Origin of the sequence: Pseudodesulfovibrio senegalensis (assembly GCF_008830225.1) — a bacterium.
Classification (GTDB): Bacteria; Desulfobacterota; Desulfovibrionia; order Desulfovibrionales; family Desulfovibrionaceae; genus Pseudodesulfovibrio; species Pseudodesulfovibrio senegalensis.
Genome location: NZ_WAIE01000004.1, coordinates 177,617 through 196,463 on the forward strand (window position 1 = coordinate 177,617; position 18,847 = coordinate 196,463).

Sequence of the window (18,847 nt, forward strand, 5' to 3'; positions counted from 1 at the left end):
AATCCGAAAAAGGCAGTAGCGACATGGCAAGATTCGATCGCAAGCGGGTTGTGGTGACCGGAGGGGCCGGTTTTCTCGGTTCGCATTTGTGCCGGGTTCTTCTGGAAGACGGCTGCGAAGTTGTCTGCGTGGACAACTATTATACGGGCAACAAGGGCAATATCGTTGATTTGCTGGGCAATCCCTATTTCGAGCTCATGCGTCACGACGTGACCTTTCCGTTGTACGTGGAGGTGGACGAAATCTATAATCTCGCCTGTCCTGCCTCGCCCATCCATTATCAGCACGACCCGGTGCAGACCCTGAAGACCAGCGTGCACGGGGCTATCAACATGCTGGGCCTTGCCAAGCGCATCGGCGCCAAGATCATGCAGGCCTCCACGTCCGAGGTTTACGGCGATCCGGAGGTGCATCCCCAGACCGAGGATTACTGGGGCCATGTGAACCCCAAAGGCACGCGCTCCTGCTACGACGAGGGCAAGCGGTGTGCCGAGACCCTGTTTTTCGACTACCGCCGGCAGCACGGGCTGGTCATCAAGGTGGCCCGCATCTTCAATACCTACGGCCCCAACATGCTTCCCGGTGACGGGCGGGTGGTCTCCAATTTCATCGTCAAGGCCTTGCGAAACGAGCCGGTCACCGTGTACGGCGACGGCTCCCAGACCCGGTCCTTCTGTTATGTGGACGACCTCATTCGCGGATTCAAGATTCTCATGGACGATACGCCGGACGAATTTTCCGGGCCGGTCAATCTTGGGAATCCAATGGAATTTACCATTCTGGAACTGGCGGAAAAGGTCATTGAAATGACCGGTTCCAGATCGCGGATCGAGTTTCTGGATTTGCCCTCGGATGATCCACGGCAACGTCAACCCGACATATCTCTCGCCAAAAGGGAGCTTGGCTGGCAGCCGGAGACGACCCTGGAACAGGGGCTGGTCAAAACCATCGAATACTTCAGGAAGATGTTGGAACAATGAGCAGGAAGATATTGATCACCGGCGGCGCGGGATACATCGGTTCCCACGCCAACCTTGAACTGGCGGCCAAAGGCTACGAGACCGTGGTGCTGGACAACCTCGTGTACGGCCACCGGGAGTTCGTGCAAAAAGGCGAATTCGTGCTGGGTGACATCAGCGACCCCGCCTGTCTGGACCTCGTATTTGCAAATCATGACATTGATGCGGTCATGCATTTTGCCGCATATACCTATGTGGGTGAATCCGTTCAGGATCCGGGCAAGTATTACGCCAACAACATGGGCGGCACCCTGAATCTGCTGGCGGCCATGCGTCGGGCCGGAGTGAACCGGTTCATTTTCTCCTCCACCTGTGCCACCTATGGTGTGCCGCAGGAAATGCCCCTGACCGAGTCACATCCGCAAAAACCCATCAATCCTTATGGCTGGACCAAGTTCATGATCGAACAGGCCCTGGCTGATTACTCCGCGGCCTACGGCATGCAGTACGTTGCCCTGCGCTATTTCAACGCGGCCGGAGCCGACCCGCAGGGCCGGGTGGGCGAGGATCACGACCCGGAAACCCATCTGATTCCGCTGGCCATCGAGGCGGCCGTTGATCCCAAGCGGGAGCTTTCCATTTTCGGCACGGACTATGACACTCCGGACGGCACCTGCGTCCGGGACTATATCCATGTTACCGACTTGGCTCAGGCGCATATTCTGGCCTATGAGTATCTGCGCGATGGCGGGGAAAGCCAGTATTTCAATCTGGGTAACGGCCTGGGCTTTTCCGTGCGCGAGGTCATCGACTGCGTGAGCCGGGTTTCGGGTCGCGCCGTGCGTGCCAAGGAAGCGCCGCGCCGGGAGGGGGATCCGGCCCAGCTGGTGGGTTCGTCCGAGCGTATTCGGTCCGTGCTGGGCTGGGAGCCGCAGTATGCGGAACTCGAGACCATTGTCGAGCATGCCTGGAACTGGCGCATGAAGCGGGCGTAGGCGCCGATGGTCGAACGCAACCGTACAAACGGCAGGGAATCCTGAAGTGCCAAGCGAAGAATCCTGTTTCAAGGCCAACGATATTCGCGGCCAATACCCGGACCCGCTGCATGAAGACATGGCCCGGCGCATCGGCTCGGCATATGCCCGTGTGCTGCGTCCTCAAACCGTTGTTGTGGGGCGCGACATGCGCCTGAGCAGTCCGGCCTTGTCGCGATCCGTGGCAGAAGGACTGGCCGCTGCCGGGGCCAATGTGGTGGACATCGGCCTGTGCGGCACCGAAGAAGTCTATTTTGCCACGTCGCACGGGGGGTTTGACGGGGGCGTCATGATCACGGCCAGCCACAATCCCGCCGAATATAACGGCATGAAGTTCGTGGGGCCGGACGCGCGGCCGATCCACGGCGAAAACGGACTTGCCGACATTCGGGACCATGCCCTGTCCGGAGATGCTTTTCGTGCCGACTCCCCGGGAACCGTGATACAACAATCCTTTCGCGAGGCGTATGTTCGCCATGTGCTCGGGTACGTGGACACGGAATCGCTTGCCCCTCTGAAGATCGCCTGCAATGCGGGCAATGGTTGTGCATCCCTGGCGCTGGATGCCTTGCGGCCGCATTTGCCGTTTTCCTTTGTGACCATGCACCACCAGCCGGACGGCAGCTTTCCCAACGGCGTGCCCAACCCGCTTTTGCCCCACAACCGGGAAGAGACCGCAGCATTGGTGCGGGAGCATGGCTGCGACATGGGTGTTGCCTGGGACGGGGATTTTGATCGTTGTTTCTTTTTCGACGAAACCGGCATGTTCGTGGAAGGGTATTATCTGGTGGCCCTCATTGCCCGTGCCATGCTGGCCAAAAGTCCGGGCAGCGCCATCGTGTACGAACCCCGGCTGGTGTGGAACACCCGGGAGGTGGTGAGGGCCTGCGGCGGCCGTGCCGTACAGTCGCGCACCGGCCATGCCTTTATCAAGGAAATCATGCGGCGCGAGGATGCAGCCTATGGCGGGGAGATGAGCGGACATCATTATTTCCGTGATTTCGCCTACTGCGACAGCGGCATGATCCCATGGTTGCTGGTGGCGGAGCTGATCGGCAGGGAAGGTCGGCCGCTTTCCGCAATGGTGCGGGAATACGCGGCGCGGTATCCGGTCAGCGGGGAGATCAATTTCCGGGCCGACCCGGACACGGTCTTGGCCGCGGCCCTGGAAAAGTATGGCGACGAGGCCTTGTCCGTGGACAGGACGGACGGCATCGGGCTGGAATTCGAGGATTGGCGGTTCAACCTGAGGGCTTCCAACACCGAGCCTCTGGTGCGGCTGAACGTTGAGACGCGTGGCGATGCGGTCTTGATGGCGGAGAAAACGTCTGAACTTTCGGAGTTGGTCAAACGATGAAATCGGAGACAGGCATGGTTGATGTTGAAGCGGTCGAGTATGGCAATGTCGTGCCCGTGGTACTGTGCGGTGGAAATGGGACACGCCTGTGGCCGCTTTCGCGCAAGGCGCTTCCCAAGCAGTTCATGGAAATTTCTCCGGGCAGAACGTTTTTGGGAGATACGCTGCTACGCACAAAGACCATGAAGGTCAGGAAATACATGGTGGTGTGCAATGAGGCGCATCGGTTCATGGCCGCCAAGATCATGCAGGAGCATGACTGCATCGGGGACATCCTTCTTGAGCCGCAAGGAAGGAATACGGCTCCGGCGGTAACGTGTGCGGCGCTGAATGCAGAAGAGTCGGATATTCTTCTGGTGCTTCCTGCTGATCATGATTTGAGAGATTCCGCCGTATTTGCGGACGCGGTGAAAAAAGGAATGCAGGCGGCGGCGGCCGGTAATCTGGTGTGCTTCGGAATTGTTCCCGAACGGCCTGAAACCGGATACGGCTACATGCGTGCCGGTGCGAAAAACGATGTCGGTTTTGACGTGGATTGTTTCGTGGAAAAACCGGACCTGGCAAAAGCCAGGGAGTACTGCGATGCAGGTGACTTCTACTGGAACAGCGGCATGTTCATGTTTCGGGCCGACGTGTTTCTTCAGGAGATGGCTGAACACGCCCCCGAGATTCTCGCAACCTGTACTGACGCCGTGGATACGGCAGTTGAAGACCTCGATTTCATGCGACTTTCGCCCGAAGTCTTTTTGAAATGCCCGTCCGACTCCATCGATTATGCCGTGATGGAAAAGACCGCCAACATCTGCATGGTCCCCCTTGATACTCCGTGGACGGATATGGGTTCATGGAATGCGTTCCACGATTTTTCGCAACAGGATGAACGAGGCAACGGAAGCGTGGGTGATGTTTTCCTTTCGGATGTGGACAATTCCTATGTTCATTCGTCTAAACGTCTTGTGTCCGTTCTCGGAGTGCGCGATCTTGTGGTTGTCGAGACGGCGGACGCCGTGATGGTCAGCTCCAAAGAGCAGGTACAGAGTGTTGGTGGCATTGTAAAAGCGTTGACCGACATGGGAAGGCGCGAGGCCAGCCAGCATCAGGTTGAATACAGGCCGTGGGGAAGCTTTGAGTCGCTGGTGGTCGGCGATCGTTTTCAGGTCAAGCGGATAACCGTGAAACCGGGGGAAGTGCTGTCATTGCAAATGCACCACCATCGGGCCGAGCATTGGGTCGTGGTGCGCGGCATGGCTTTGATTGTGAACGGTGAGGAACAGATGCTTCTGCATGAGGATCAGTCCACGTATATTCCTGTGGGCCAAGTGCACCGACTGGAAAACCCCGGCAAGATCCCGCTCGAAATCATCGAGATTCAGACCGGGAGCTACCTTGGCGAAGACGACATCGTTCGCCTTGAAGACAAATACCGGCGTTAGGGATTCATGGTTGGTGGACTGAAACGTTTTTTGTGGCACAATGTGCCGATACCCGGTTGCTTGCGCCGCCGGGTGGAAGAATATTATTTATACCCGCGCCTGCCTCGCCCCAAAGCTTCTCTGCGCACAGGACGAGGGAACGTGTTCGTGGCCGGGTGCCTCCAGTCCGGATTGGGGCTTGGAGAGGCCGCGCGTCTGTCTGTTCAGGCGCTTCGTGAGCAAGGGGTTTCCTTGCAGTGTCACGATTTGAGTCGATTTTTTGGTATTCTTGACCTGCCGAACCCTGACTTTGCGGACACGGATTCAGGTGAGGGCGACGGGGTGTTGCTGTTGCACATGAATGCGCCCGAGACCGGCAGGGCATTGAAGCACCTGGGGACCGACACGTATGACCGTCGCCATGTGATCGGTTACTGGGCCTGGGAATTGGAAAATGCCCAGCCCCACTGGCGCCGGGCATACCAGTATTTGGATGAGCTGTGGGTGCCCACCGCACATGCGGCAAAGGCTTTCTCCGATTGCCCCGTTCCGGTGAACGTCGTTCCGTATCCGGTTCGTGAACCGGCGTCCAAGGGGCTGGGTCGGGAGGCGTTCGGCCTTGATGATCGCGAGGTCGTGTTTTTGTGCATGGGAGATTCCCGCTCCGATTTCGAGCGCAAGAACCTGCCCGGTACCATCCGGGCATTCAAAAAGGCCTTTGCCGGGAATGATTCTGTACGGCTTGTGGTCAAGGTGCATCACGAGCAGGAAGACAGCCCGGCCATGCAGAGGATGCGTGCTGAGTCTGTGGGTTGCAACGTGTCATTCATGGCGGAGATGCTTGAGCGGGGCGCCGTGGGCGATCTGTTGCGTGCCTGTGATGTTTTCGTGTCCCTGCACCGGGCCGAAGGGTTCGGATTGCCCATGGCCGAGGCCATGTGGCTGGGCAAGCCGGTGGTGGCTACCAATTACTCGGGCAATGTGGATTTCATGACCACGGCATGCTCCATGCCCGTTGAGTATCGGCTTGTGCCTGTGCAGAATTGCAGCAGGAATTATGCGGAAGTACCGGATGCCCACTGGGCCGAACCCGACATCGATCATGCCGCACGTTGCATGCAGAAATTGGCTGAATCGGACGATATGCGCCGAAGCATGGGAGAAGCCGGCAGGCAGCAGGCCGCCAGCTTTTTTTCTCCGGCCAGGTTTGCGGAAAATTTCACTCAGTTTTTCGAGTACGAGCACTTTTGATGAAAAAAGCACTGATTACCGGCGGGACCGGACAGGACGGAGCATATCTGGCTCGCCATCTGCTGAAGCGTGGGTATGCGGTTACGGTATCCACCCGTCGCAGGAATCCCGGCAACGAGGTCAATCTTTCTGCACTGGGCATTGCCGCTCAGGTCGCGTTTGTCGAGCTTGATCCCTGCTGTCGCGACCACGTTTCCGATTGTGTGGAAGAGGGCGGGTTTACCGAGATATATCATTTGTCGGGTCAGTCTTCGGTGGGTTTTTCATTCGAGGACCCCGCAGGCACGGCCGAGAGCATAACGCAGAGCACACAGAACGTGCTTGAGACTGTCAGGCGAAAATCACCGGACACGCGCGTTTTCATTGCCGGTTCCGGAGAAATGTATGGCGATACCGGCGGCGAACCTGTGCATGAGGGCATGTTGCCGAATCCTGTGAATCCATATGCCTGCGCCAAGGCTGCAGCCTATTTCATGACCCGTTCCTATCGCACGTGTTTCGGGATTCATGCCTGCACAGGGATACTTTTTAACCACGAATCCCCGTTGCGCCCGGACCGGTACGTAACCCGGAAAATTGTGAAAACAGCTTGCCGGATAGCCAAAGGGCAGGAAAAAGAATTGGTGCTCGGCAATATCGGGGTCGCACGAGACTGGGGGTGGGCGCCGGAATTCGTGGAGGCCATGCATGTCATGTTGCAGCAGGAGGCTGCAGCGGATTATGTCATTGCTACCGGGCAGGTTCAAAAATTGTCCGACTTTGTTTCGGATGTTTTTTCCGCCCTTGGCCTGGATTGGCGAAAACATACGAAAACAGGCAGTTCAAATTTGCGGCCGACCGATGTCCCGATCTTGTATGGGCGGCCTTCGGCAATTGCACGCGATCTGGGGTGGAAGGCCCGGACGCTTGCGCCTGATGTGGCGCGGAAGATGGTTCGATTCGAGATGCAGGAAAATGGAGAAGGGTAAATGAAAAAGGCTTTGATTACGGGGATAACCGGTCAGGACGGTGTGTATCTGGCTCAGTTGCTGTTGTCCAAGGGGTATGAGGTGCATGGCATGATTCGCATGGCTTCCACGCCGAGCACCACCCGGTTTGATGATATGGATAGCTCTCTGTACGACAGTATACAGTGGCATTATGGGGATCTTACCGATTCGCCGAGCCTTGTTCGGCTGGTTGCCGAGATCAGGCCCGATGAGATTTACAACCTTGCTGCACAGAGCCATGTGAAGGTCTCGTTCGAGGTTCCCGAATATACGGCAGATACCAATGCCTTGGGAACGCTTCGTCTTCTGGAGGCCATCCGGCTGGCCGGACTGGAAAAGCATACCCGTTTTTATCAGGCCTCCACCTCGGAGTTGTTCGGCAAGGTTCGGGAGACCCCCCAGACCGAAGCCACGCCCTTTCATCCGCGTTCCCCGTATGCTGTGGCAAAGCTGTATGCCTATTGGATTACGGTGAACTACCGTGAATCCTACGGCATGTATGCCTGCAACGGCATCCTGTTCAACCATGAATCCCCGTTGCGCGGCCATGAGTTCGTGACCCGCAAGATTACCTTGGCGCTGGCGCGCATCAAGTGCGGACTGCAGGACTGCCTCATGCTCGGCAACCTCGATGCCCGGCGCGATTGGGGGCACGCCCGGGATTATGTCGAGATGCAATGGCGTATGCTGCAACAGGACGAAGCAGACGATTTTGTCATAGCCACAGGGCAGCAGGCCACGGTGCGCGAATTCGTGGAGTTGGTCGCCAAAGCCCTGGACATGGAGATTACCTGGAAGAATCAGGGCCTGGACGAAGAGGGCTTCGACGCCGAGGGCAACCGCATCATTGCCATTTCTCCGGAGTTCTTCAGGCCTGCGGAAGTTCAGAAATTGCTGGGTTCCGCGAAAAAGGCGCATGAAAAGCTCGGCTGGACGGCCAGCACCACCCTTGAGGAACTGGCGCAGGAAATGGCATTGGCCGATTTGGAAAGAGTCCGCAAGGAACAGGCCTGATTCTGTTTTGCGGGCATGAACCGTTGCAGGATTCAGAGGGAGTTTTTGTTGTGAATGCAGTCCGTTTTCAGGCTGATCGGCTTGGTTTTTTCGACTCCCGGCAACCGACGCACAAGGGGATTTCCGCCTTGCTGTTCCCGGCTGCCGGAGCCCGTTTCGTGGTTTCCTGCTTGAAGAAGTCCTTTTTTGGACAGCCCGTATGGGGTGTCCCCGATGAAGATGGGGCGGCGGAACCGGCAGATGCCATGATCCGGATTTCTCTTGCCGCGCAGTCGGCTGCCCCTGCTTTTGATGGTGATCTGCGTGTTGTTCTGCTTCGCAACCCGGTCAACCGGGTCATGGAGTTGTTCATGCGCTTGCAGAAACCGCTCGACAGGAGGATCGAGGTCGTTTTTGGCGCCCATGAATCGGCAGATTTGCTGGAGACAATCCGGGGCATGACCCTGCATGAATTTGCGACAAGCGATGATCCTCGAATCGTCGCGATGGTTCGCGACGTCCAGAGCCGGGCCATGGCTGCATGGATGGGTGCGGAGTACGGGAGTTTTGACAATCCCGGACAGTCGATTCCGGAGTTGCTTGAAACGGGGCCGGATTTTGTCGGCGTCTATGAACATATGCCGCTTTCCCTGCATTTGCTGCATTTGCAGTTGGGGTCGAAGCTTTCGGAAGGATTTTCGCTGCCGCCGCGGGACCGTTTCTGGACGGACATTCCCGCTTCCAAGAAAGTCCGTGCGGATATCGAGGCCTGCAATCCCGTGGACATGGCTTTGTGGAACAAGGCCACGGCCCTGTTCATGGACCGTTTCGATAAGTTCTACAAGCAGATGATCGAAGACGAGTACATTCGCATCAGAGAGGAAGAGATTCGTGCCTCATAGCAAACGGAAGGCGGCTGCATTTCCCGCTTTTGTGCGGACATTGGACAACCCGCACGGCGTCCGGCTCAAGCCCGGGGATCGCCGCATGGCGTTTTATCATATCCAGAAGACGGCGGGGTCAACGTTTCGCACCATGTTGAACGATCTCTTCGAGCCGGAGGCCATATGTCCGGCCCTGACTCCCATCGACCTGATGGATTATTCCGAAGAGCAGCGGGACGGCTTTCGTTTGTTCATGGGGCATTTCCTGCCGGAGACATTGGACGAGCATTTTTCCGGCATGCAGTGGGTGACCTTTTTGCGCGATCCGGTGCAGCGTTTTCTTTCCGAATTCTACATGGACAGAAACCCCGGGCGCCTTGCCTCGGAGTGGGTGGAGCTTGCCAAACGCAGCAACAATCAGGCGCCGTGGCTGTGCCGTTACACCGAACGGGTGCACGGCATGGAACTGGAGGAATATCTGAACTGGAACAACCCTGCTGCCAATGCCCGGCTTGTGAACCGCCAGACCCGCTGGCTGGCCGGGCCTTCGGAGTTGGCCTTTTCCTCTCCGGACTGGGATGACGACATCTATGAGGCGGCCAAGAAGAATCTTCGGGAGCGGTTTACCTTTTGCGGGGTTGTGGAGCATTTCGACCTGTCCATCAACCTGTTCTGCCTGACCTTCGGAATCATGCCCTATGCTTCCACGCGGGCTTATATCCAGAACATCAACCCGGCCAAGAAGATCGGCAACAAATATGAGGTTGACCCCGAGTTGCGCTCCTACATCGAAGATCGCAACCGCATGGACATGGCCCTGCACAATTACGCCAAAAAGTTGCTGTTTGAACGCATGAGCGCCTTTGGCGAAGCCGTGCTGGAAGAGCGGGGCATGGACCCCAAGGCCCTTGACGCCCTGCGCCCGGAGCCTGAGGACGAAAGCTTCGAACTGAAAGCCGACGCCATGTACGGGATGCGGGGGCTGCATCTGCTGGAACACGACGGGCTCGGACGTTCTTTCCGTTGGACAGGGGCGGCGAGTTCGGTCTGCATCGAGCTGCTTTTGCCGCGTACGCCCGATACCGCCGCGTTTGAGGTTGAAATACGGGCAGTTGCCGTGATTTCGAAAAATGTTGCGGATGCGTTGACCTTCACGCTGGACGGCATGGAGCCGGAGTCCGTGAAGTGTTCAAAAAAAATCAACGGCATAACCGTGTTCAAGGGCACTGTCCCGGTTTGCCCGGAACGGAAAGCGGGAAGCGTGCGGGTGTTGAAGGTGTTCGCGCCGGTGGAGCCTGTGCCCAATGACGACCGCAAGCTCGGTGTGGGTCTCCATGCCGTTCGCATCCACCGCAAGGGCAAATGAGCTAGGGCAGATCAAAGGTTTTCCGGGGAGTTGCGCAAGGGGCAATCATGGTATTCAGTTCCGTAGTATTTTTAGACTTTTTTTGCATTTGATCCAATTCTGTCCATTTCGTCTATGCGGAATTGAATGGCGAGATCGAGTTTAGAATTTATATCTGAAAAACATTTTCCCGATGTATATGAACGAGTTATAACTTTTGCGCACGGAGTGAACATGAATCCAAGAGGCGATTTTTGCAGCATTGACCTAACTCAATATGGGCATGTTTATTTAGATACGAATAGGCATAGGTATGCGCGAATGGTGCATGATGTCTCGTTGATTGTTAGCAGTAATGCCATTGCCCTTGATGTTGCTGGTGTCCAGGGTGAGCAAAATCCGTTAGTCAAATCAGGGCTTTTCAAACGTGTTGACGTGCTTGGCGATTTTGATTGCGAAAGAGATGAATGGTCTGCTCGTAGCGATTCATTATATGATGTAGTGGTGATGACAGAGGTTATAGAGCATCTTTCCTATCATCCAGCTCATGCATTGGTGCAATGCAATAAATCGCTCAAGATGGGTGGCTTTCTCTATCTTACGACACAGAATATTGCAAAATTAAAATCAATATATGCGTTGACGGAAGGTCTAACGCCCTACAATTTCGGTGAATACGCTTTGGAGAAGGAAGGGGCTATTCGTCACCATAGAGAGTATGCTTTAAAAGAGTTGGCCCGCTTTATTGCCGCGCACGGGTTTCAGCTTGTTGCCTATACAACAGATTGTTTCGAGCGTTTTACTTATGATGATGGGTGGATTGCGGAACTGACTGGATTACATCTTGATATGCGCTTTCATGGGCATGATAATGTGATCATGGCAAAAAAGACTGAAGAAGTGACCGAAGGTGTGATGTTGCCTCCCATTTATACGAATCACGCCGGTAGAGTGTATGATTTTGAGGCGATAGACAGAAAAATTAATTATGTCGAATATTTTAAGGGCGTCAGTCAGATACCCAAATAAACGAGCCCTTTCGACATTTTGTATGAAGTTGGTTGTGGGCAAGAAATCAGGTGGTTCTTGCGTGTGGATGTTCTGTCATGATTGTCCACTAGTTCCAGTTTTTTTGGAGTATGTTTTTTGATCAGGCCTGATGTTCGGAACGTACTTTTGCACTCAGTCATCCAGTTTGTAGTAGAAATATATAAAAATATGTTTATATTTTTATTTTGGCAAGATTATACGACATAAATTTAAAGTATGCTTGCTGCACTTTTGTTCTTATAAAAGTCTTTAAGAAATTTTACGCATGGAGCAAATATGAATCCAAAGGGTGATTTTTGCAGTGTTGATTTAACTCAATATGGGCAATTTTATTTAGATAAGAATAAGCATAGGTTTGCACGAATGGTGCATGATGTCTCGTTGCTTGGTGTCAATAATACCATTGCCCTTGATGTTGCTGGTATTCAGGGAGAGCAAAATCCGCTAGTCAAATCAGGAATTTTCAAACGTGTTGACGTGCTTGGCGATTTTGACTGCGAAAGAGATGAATGGTCTGCTCGTAGCGATTCATTGTATGATGTAGTGGTGATGACAGAGGTTATAGAGCATCTTTCCGACCATCCAGCTCATGCATTGGTGCAATGCAATAAATCGCTTAAGAAGGGTGGATTTCTCTATCTTACGACACAGAATATTGCAAAATTAAAATCAATATACGCCTTGACGAAAGGACTGACCCCCTACAATTTTGGCGGGTATTATCCAGATACAGATGATATTCGCCATCATAGAGAATACACATTGAAAGAGTTGGCCCGTTTTGTTGCAGCTCACGGATTCAAGCTTGTTGCCTACACAACAGATTGTTTTGAGTACTATGCTTATGACGATGAATGGGTTTCTGAACTGGATAATTTGCAGCTTGATATGCGTTTTCATGGGCATGATAATGTGATCATGGCTAGAAAGATTGAAGAAGTGACCGATTGTGTGATGATGCCTCCTATTTATACGCATCATGTTGCTAAAGAATATGATTTTGAAAAAATTGGTAAAAAAATCAAATTTGTAGATTATTTTAGGCACGTCAGCCAGATTCCCGAGTAGCCGTGTTTTTCTGACCTTTTTGTTGCATCGGTTGGAAGCATGAATTTGGGGGCCCTTCTGTGTTGACCCTCTTGTCGTGATTATTGAGTTGTGCTTCTTGAGCATGCTTTCAAGACATTTTTTACATCCGGATCGTGTGCCAAAGAATATGTCCCCGGTTCGCTTGCATGGCCTTGGAACGAAGGTGATAATGGAGATGTTGTCATGAGTGAAGCTGGCATATTTGGCCTTCCGGCTTTTGTGTATCACCATCTGCCCAAAACCGCCGGGTCCACTTTTCGCACGGTCATGGAGAGTTACTGGGAACCGGAGGCGGTTTGTCGTTTCGAGGTTGAGGACGAGTTTGCGGGCAGGGATGAATCGTGGCGTGCGGCCCGTTTTTTTGCCGGGCATTTTTCCTATGGCTTTGTGCGGGATTTTCCGTTGGATGTGCAGCGGGTGGTTTTTTTGCGCAATCCTGTTGAGCGGGTTGTCTCGCAGTATTACAATTTTCACGATGCCTCGCGCAGGCCGCAGCATTGGGATGACCGGACCAGGGAACATCCGGAGATGCGTTTGCTGCTTGATGCAGTGCGCACGATGAGCCTTTCCGATTTTATCGGGAGCAGGGAACCCTTTATACAGAACGTGGTCCGCAATTATCAGACCCGGTATTTGACGGACCATTCAACAGACCCCGCCCGGATGTTGCCGCAGGATTGCGTGCTTGAGGACTCGCCGCACATGCTGGAAGAGGCAAAAGGGAATCTGCTGCATTCCTTTGATTTCTTCGGGGTTCAGGAATTGTTCGGCATGTCAATGAATTTGTTTTGCGCCCAGTATGGGCTGCCTCCCCTTGGCACATTCGGCGCCATGACCCGAAACATCAACCCGCGCAAGCACGGGTTGGGCAGGTACGAACTCTCGGAAGCGGTTTTGGAGCGTTTGCACGCACTGAACAGCCTGGACATGGAGCTTTGGCGGTTTGCGCAGAACGTATTGCTGGAACGGGTGGAGCAGAGCGTGCGTTCTCTTACGGCTTCTCGGAGCCGGGAAAAAACTGTGGCTCCGGATGTCCCTTGTTGCTCGTGGCCGGTGGTGTTTCCCGTGGAAACGTTGAAGCGGTTCCGGGGACTGTATTGGCTGGAAGAAGACGGGCTCGGGCGCAAGTTTCGCTGGACCGGCTATGAGACCCCGGCCGTGCTGGAGCTGGAATTTCCCGTGAACGGTAATGATGCATTGATGATTGCGCTGGACATATTGAGCGACGCGCCCCCGGAAAAGTTCACGGCTCCGTCCCTTGCGTTCGATTCGTTGGAGTGCCGGCTGCTGCGTGCCGATCGTGTTGGGCCGATGCAGTATTCTGTAAAATATTCAGTAACGGTTGCAGATTATCATTGGCCTAGACGAATTCATTTGCTTAAGGTAAATGAACATTTGTTTACGGAGCCGTATAAGGCTGCCGGAAGGCTGCTGGGATCGTGTGTCCACCGGGTGGCCGTTGATAGGGTTGTTTGAATTTTTGGTGGTGGGGAAAATGTGAGGGAGGCCTGCATCGGCCTGCTGAATTTTCAGGATTATCAGGAGAATACAATGAAGAAAATGTTGATTGCCATGGTTGTGTGCGCTTTTCTTGCCGTGTCTGTAGCGCCTTCGCAGGCCGCTTGGTTGTGGAATCAGTCAATATTGAAAGTGCAGGCAGGTGCTACCAGCACAATTCTTACCCTCAAGAATTCTGACGGGTCCGGTGCAAACAGGAATTACGCCATTGATAGCAATTTTGAAAAGAACGCCCTTGCCGTTGCCTTGACGGCCATTTCTCTGGGCAAGAACGTCCATGCCAACGTCAACGGCAGCGGTGAACTGGATCAGCTGATTCTTTCCGACGAGTAAGGGGCAGCTGAAGACAGGGGCGGCGCAGGCCGCCCTTGACCATTATACAGGGTTTATTTATGCCTTTGAACATACGCCTTTGCGGCGTATGTTTTTTTGTCCTGACCTTGATCCTGCAACGGGGAAACGTGAATGCGATCCGGCAGTTTTTGGAGTTTGGTGTTGGTCAAGACCCGCGCCAACCTGCGGGCGGAGGTTTCCCGGTATTATCTCAACTACCTGTGGTGGGGCGGCGAGCCGGTCCTGACCATGCTGGTTTTTTACGTTGTGTTCGGCATTTTCCTGAACAGGGGAACCGAGCACTTCGTGGCCTTTCTGCTTGTGGGCCTCACCGCGTGGAACTGGTTTGCCAAAAGCGTCCTGCACGCCGCTTCCAGCATCATGAACGGGCGCGGCCTGATGCATCAGGTGGACATTCCCAAGATATTTTTTCCGGTGGAAGTGCTGATGCAGGATTTGACGAAAACACTGTTTTCCTTTTCCCTGCTCGTTGTTTTTCTGCTTGCGTATCCCACTCCCGTAACCGCGACATGGGCGGCCCTGCCCGTGCTGTTTTTCGTGCAGTTGCTCCTTGTGGCGGCCGTTGCCGTGTGGTGCGCCGCGCTTGTGCCGTTTGTTCCTGATCTGCGGATTGTTCTTGATACCCTCATGGTGCTGGCCTTTTTCGGCTCGGGAGTCTTTTACCGCATCGATGAAGTGGTTCTGCCGGATCACCGGTTCATCATGTATCTGAACCCCATGGCCGGATTGATCCGGGGCTATCGGGAGGCGTTGATATGGAATCAGTGGCCCGATTGGCAGTATCTTTTCTGGGTGCTTGCCGCATCCCTGTTTCTGCTTTGGTCCGGTATTCTGTTCATCCGGCGGATTGATCGCGTTTACCCGAGGATTTGCCAATGAGTACGGCGGAAACGCTCATTTCAATGCAGGATGTGGGCTGCAGCTACAACGTTCGTGAAGGATTGTTCCGTACCGGCGAATACACCGTGCTGAGCGGCGTGAATCTGGATGTCTTTCAGGGCGAGACCCTGGGAATCATCGGCAGAAACGGCGTGGGCAAGTCCACGTTGCTGCGCCTGATGGCGCGGATAATCCTGCCGGATCAGGGGCGCATCGTTGCCGATGATGCGCTGACCATTTCCCTGCTTACGCTGCAGTTGGGTTTTTCCACCGAGCTTTCGGGATATGAAAACGCGATCCTGAGCGCCATGCTGCTTGGGCATTCACGCAAGCAGACTTTGGAGATGCTGCCGGCCATTACCGAGTTCGCCGGGCTTGAGGAATGGATGGACAAGCCGCTGAAGGTGTATTCCACGGGTATGCGTGCCCGGCTTGGTTTTTCCGTGGCCATACAGATGAGCCCGGACGTTTTGCTCGTGGACGAGATGCTGGGCGTGGGGGATCAGGATTTTCGCAAGAAGTCCACGTGGGCCATGAAGCACAAGATGCGTTCCGACCAGACCGTTGTCTTTGTCTCACACAATCAGCCCGTGCTGCGCGAGCTTTGTTCCCGGCTTGTGTGGCTGGATCAGGGTCGGGTGCGCATGATCGATTCCGTGGACACGGTTCTGGAAGAGTACAACAAGTGACAGCCTGTGTATCCTGTTCCTGTTTGCCGGGATGCTCCCGGACAGGACGTTCGCATACCTGCAACCGGTGGACCGAGCATGAGTGAAAACAAATATTACGACAAGTCTGCGGAAGATATTTTGAACGAGCTGGAGCACGAGCTGCGCGCCAGAGATACCAGAACGCAGGGCGAACAGCCCGTTTACGAGATGCAGACCCGCGCCTTCCCCCGGCTTCAGGCCGTGGCTCCGCTGGAATTGGGTAGGGACGAATACCATCTCAATGAATTTCTGGTTTTTTGGGACCGGGATTTTTTGGTCAACGCCTACGGAGTCATTCTGGGCAGGTGTCCGGATCAGGCTGGGCTGGGGTACTATCTGGAGCGCTTGCGCTCCGGCGGGCTTTCACGCGTGGAGGTTGCCGGACGGTTGCGTTACAGCCGCGAGGGGCGCAAACGCGGCGTCACAGTGAAGGGGTTGCTGCGCAGTTTTGCGGCGGCCACGGTTTTCCGGATTCCGCTGTTGGGTCCCGTGCTCCGGCTCCCGTTTTATTTGCTGCCGCAGTCGCCGAGGACGCGGCGTCTGGATCGCACGGTGGGTGGAGCTTTTTCGAACATGGACCATCTGTGCGGCGTTATTGCCCACGAGGGGCGTTATTTGCGGGAGCTGCACCATGATCAGGCCGCGACGATATCCGGGATCGAAGCGTTGAGAGCGGAGGTGGGGTCCCTGCAACAGGAGGTCGGCCACCTGCGTGAGGCTGTTCAGGATAAATTCGAGCAGGTGGACGTGCAAATTTCCGAGCAGCGTTCCTCCTTTGAGCAGTTGGGCGATTCCGTCAGAAAAGACGGGCAGGCCCTGCTTGATGAAGCTCGCCGGAGTATCTCGGATCAGCAGGGCGCGGTGGAGCAGTTTGTGGAGCAGTTCCGGGTGGAGCGGCAAAAGACTCTGGACGGCATCATGCGTCAGTTCACGGATCAGCAGTCTGCCCTGGACGAATTTGCAAGCTCCTGCGAGCGTCGGCTTGGAAAGGCCGAACAGGTCGCAACGTTGCTGGATAGACGCCTGCAGGCCCGGGATTTCGTGACTTCGGACCAGTTTGACGCGGACGCGTTCTATCGGAATTTCGAAGAGGAATTCAGGGGCAGCAGGGAATCCGTCATGCAACGCATGGCCGATTACCCCGCCGTGTTCGAGCCTGTGCGGACTGTTTCGCAGGAAAAGCCCATCGTTGATTTGGGTTGCGGACGCGGCGAACTGGTCGAGGTGTTGCGTTCAAGCGGTTTCGGTGTGCGCGGTGTGGACGGCAATCCGCACATGGTTCGGACCGGGACCGACCGCGGACTGCCCGTGATGCAGGGTGACATTTTCGAATATCTGGAAAATGCCGAGCCCGAAAGTGCCGCCGGGATTTCCCTTATCCATGTTGCGGAGCATTTCCCGTTTGAAGAATTGACGCACCTTTTGGGGCTGTGTTTCCGGGTTCTGGACAAGGGCGGGGTTCTGGTGCTGGAAACGCCGAACCCGGACAACATCGTCATGGGCGGGGCATGGTTTTATACGGACTTTTCCCATGTGCACCCCTTGCGCAGTTGTGCGGTGTCGAATCTGCTTTCGTTCTTGGGCTTTGATGTGCAAAAGCCGACCCTCCGACAACCATATCAGGATGTTGTGGGCGAGGTGGATTCTCCGTCCGAGCTGGAAAAGAAGTGGTTCTTGACCGGACTTGATTATTGCCTTGTGGCCGTGAAGGCGGGGCAGGATCAATGAGCGTACGCATAGCCACCATTTGTCCCTGGCCAGAGCAGCCGAGCGGCATTGCCGACAGCGCCTATGCCCACGTCAAGGCTCTGGTGGACCATTGTCCCTGCGAGGTGGTCATTTATACGGAGAACCCAAACCCCGTCGCCATGGACGGGGTGACCATTCACGCGCTTGAAGATTTTCATGCGCATGAACAGCAAAGCCCTTACGACGCAATCGTCGTACACATGGGCAACAACGAGTTTCACGTCAATTATCTGGAATATCTGGAACGCTACACGTGTATCGTACATCTTCACGACATGGTGCTGCACCATTTGGTCACCAAGATGACGCTGGTCGAGAACAAGACGCAAGAATACTTTTCCATCCTTGAAAAGCACTATGGCACCAATGTTCGCGAAATGGTCGAAGCCTTGGTGGCCAAGGGCTGCGGGGTTTGGGATTTGCCGTGCGTGATCGACATGCCCCTGTTCGAACCTTTTCTGGAGCACGCTTCGGCCTGCCTCGTGAGTTCGGATTTTGTGGCCGGGCGGGTCAGGGCGGCCATGCCCGAACTTCCGGTGCATAGAATCGATCTTTTGCTGCATACGTCGGAACGTATCGCAGCGAGCTGCCGCAAGCACGCCGATGTTGACGATACCTGTTTCAATATCGGCGTCTTCGGGATCGTTTCCCCTTTCAAGAAGGTCGATGTCATGGCCCGCGTGGCCGAACGTCTTTTGAGCGAACATGACAATGTGCGTCTTCATGTTGTGGGCAGTGTTTCAGAGCCGTGCAGGGATTTGCTGGAATTTGAACGCAGGACCGATGGTCGCATTCGATTCTACGGCAGGGTGAATGAAGATGATTTCATGTGCCTGCAATCGAGCATGCATGTGAACTGTGCACTGCGGTATCCGACAATGGGGGAGACCTCCGGGGTTGTCGTTGATTCCCTTTCCGTGGGCGTGCCTCTGGTTGTTGTCGATGTGGGGTCCTACTCCGAAACTCCGGAATGTGTGAAAAAACTATCCGTGCAGGACATGGAAGAGGAACTGTATTCGTATCTTCGTAACCTGTTGCGTTTCCCGGAACACTATGCGCATTTGAAGGAATTGTTTTCATTATATTCTTCCTGCATGGATAGCAGGGCGCAAGGGATTGTTTATTTCAAAGCCATAATGAAAGAGATAAGCCTGCAAGCTCCTTTTTAAAAGATGCGCCTGTCTTAGCCCTTCGTTGTTTTTATAGTGTTGGTCAAATACAACGTTTTCGCATACATTTCGTGCGAGGGGTTTGGGGCGAAGTCCATCCGTACA

The 18,847-nt window shown here is 54.6% G+C and carries 18 protein-coding genes; 17 read left to right on the forward strand and 1 reads right to left on the reverse strand.

Annotated elements, in window-relative coordinates:
• Positions 1-23 precede the first annotated feature (23 nt).
• The 7 genes from F8A88_RS10830 (at position 24) to gmd (ending at position 8,016) form a co-directional block, all read left to right on the forward strand.
• Complete coding sequence (locus F8A88_RS10830; protein ID WP_151151173.1) at positions 24-980, forward strand: UDP-glucuronic acid decarboxylase family protein; 957 nt, start codon at positions 24-26, stop codon at positions 978-980.
• Positions 977-1,954, forward strand: coding sequence for a UDP-glucose 4-epimerase GalE (galE, locus tag F8A88_RS10835; protein WP_151151174.1), 978 nt, complete (start codon positions 977-979; stop codon positions 1,952-1,954). Before F8A88_RS10830 ends, galE begins: the two co-directional genes overlap by 4 nt.
• Positions 1,955-2,000: 46 nt before the next feature.
• Complete coding sequence (locus F8A88_RS10840) at positions 2,001-3,350, forward strand: phosphohexomutase domain-containing protein (protein ID WP_206666406.1); 1,350 nt, start codon at positions 2,001-2,003, stop codon at positions 3,348-3,350.
• A gap of 14 nt (positions 3,351-3,364) precedes the next feature.
• Entirely contained in the window at positions 3,365-4,783 is a 1,419-nt protein-coding gene (locus F8A88_RS10845) for a mannose-1-phosphate guanylyltransferase/mannose-6-phosphate isomerase (RefSeq protein WP_151151175.1), read from the forward strand.
• Positions 4,784-4,930: 147 nt separating this feature from the next.
• Positions 4,931-6,013, forward strand: a complete 1,083-nt coding sequence (locus F8A88_RS10850) for a glycosyltransferase family 4 protein (RefSeq protein ID WP_161598393.1) — start codon at positions 4,931-4,933, stop codon at positions 6,011-6,013.
• On the forward strand, positions 6,013-6,981 hold the full coding sequence (locus F8A88_RS10855; protein WP_151151177.1) for a GDP-mannose 4,6-dehydratase: 969 nt from the start codon (positions 6,013-6,015) through the stop codon (positions 6,979-6,981). The genes F8A88_RS10850 and F8A88_RS10855 overlap by 1 nt, the downstream gene beginning before the upstream one ends.
• Positions 6,982-8,016 (forward strand): GDP-mannose 4,6-dehydratase, encoded by a 1,035-nt coding sequence (gene gmd / locus F8A88_RS10860; protein WP_151151178.1) that lies wholly within the window; start codon positions 6,982-6,984, stop codon positions 8,014-8,016. It begins immediately after the preceding gene.
• 32 nt (positions 8,017-8,048) lie between these two features.
• Here the strand turns inward: gmd and F8A88_RS10865 are convergent, their stop codons facing one another.
• Complete coding sequence (locus F8A88_RS10865; protein ID WP_151151179.1) at positions 8,049-8,420, reverse strand: hypothetical protein; 372 nt, start codon at positions 8,418-8,420, stop codon at positions 8,049-8,051.
• A gap of 33 nt (positions 8,421-8,453) precedes the next feature.
• On the opposite strand from F8A88_RS10865, the gene F8A88_RS10870 reads away from it, so the two are divergent.
• From F8A88_RS10870 to F8A88_RS10915, 10 genes are all read left to right on the forward strand, one after another.
• Entirely contained in the window at positions 8,454-8,897 is a 444-nt protein-coding gene (locus F8A88_RS10870) for a hypothetical protein (protein WP_151151180.1), read from the forward strand.
• Between the two features lie 85 nt (positions 8,898-8,982).
• Positions 8,983-10,245 carry a sulfotransferase family 2 domain-containing protein gene (locus F8A88_RS10875; RefSeq protein ID WP_151151181.1) on the forward strand — a complete coding sequence of 421 codons (1,263 nt, stop codon included), beginning with the start codon at positions 8,983-8,985 and terminating at the stop codon, positions 10,243-10,245.
• Positions 10,246-10,458: 213 nt separating this feature from the next.
• Entirely contained in the window at positions 10,459-11,253 is a 795-nt protein-coding gene (locus F8A88_RS10880; RefSeq protein WP_161598394.1) for a methyltransferase domain-containing protein, read from the forward strand.
• A gap of 297 nt (positions 11,254-11,550) precedes the next feature.
• Positions 11,551-12,342, forward strand: a complete 792-nt coding sequence (locus tag F8A88_RS10885; RefSeq protein WP_151151183.1) for a methyltransferase domain-containing protein — start codon at positions 11,551-11,553, stop codon at positions 12,340-12,342.
• A 204-nt stretch (positions 12,343-12,546) separates the two neighbouring features.
• Positions 12,547-13,839 carry a sulfotransferase family 2 domain-containing protein gene (locus F8A88_RS10890; RefSeq protein ID WP_151151184.1) on the forward strand — a complete coding sequence of 431 codons (1,293 nt, stop codon included), beginning with the start codon at positions 12,547-12,549 and terminating at the stop codon, positions 13,837-13,839.
• Between the two features lie 75 nt (positions 13,840-13,914).
• Positions 13,915-14,214 carry a fimbrial biogenesis chaperone gene (locus tag F8A88_RS10895; protein WP_151151185.1) on the forward strand — a complete coding sequence of 100 codons (300 nt, stop codon included), beginning with the start codon at positions 13,915-13,917 and terminating at the stop codon, positions 14,212-14,214.
• A gap of 132 nt (positions 14,215-14,346) precedes the next feature.
• Positions 14,347-15,114, forward strand: a complete 768-nt coding sequence (locus tag F8A88_RS10900; RefSeq protein WP_151151186.1) for an ABC transporter permease — start codon at positions 14,347-14,349, stop codon at positions 15,112-15,114.
• The gene (locus F8A88_RS10905) at positions 15,111-15,803 is read left to right on the forward strand and encodes an ABC transporter ATP-binding protein (protein WP_151151187.1); all 693 of its coding nucleotides are present in this window, start codon (positions 15,111-15,113) and stop codon (positions 15,801-15,803) included. Before F8A88_RS10900 ends, F8A88_RS10905 begins: the two co-directional genes overlap by 4 nt.
• A 78-nt stretch (positions 15,804-15,881) precedes the next feature.
• Positions 15,882-17,552 carry a methyltransferase domain-containing protein gene (locus F8A88_RS10910; RefSeq protein WP_151151188.1) on the forward strand — a complete coding sequence of 557 codons (1,671 nt, stop codon included), beginning with the start codon at positions 15,882-15,884 and terminating at the stop codon, positions 17,550-17,552.
• Entirely contained in the window at positions 17,549-18,742 is a 1,194-nt protein-coding gene (locus F8A88_RS10915; RefSeq protein ID WP_151151189.1) for a glycosyltransferase, read from the forward strand. Before F8A88_RS10910 ends, F8A88_RS10915 begins: the two co-directional genes overlap by 4 nt.
• Positions 18,743-18,847 lie beyond the last annotated feature (105 nt).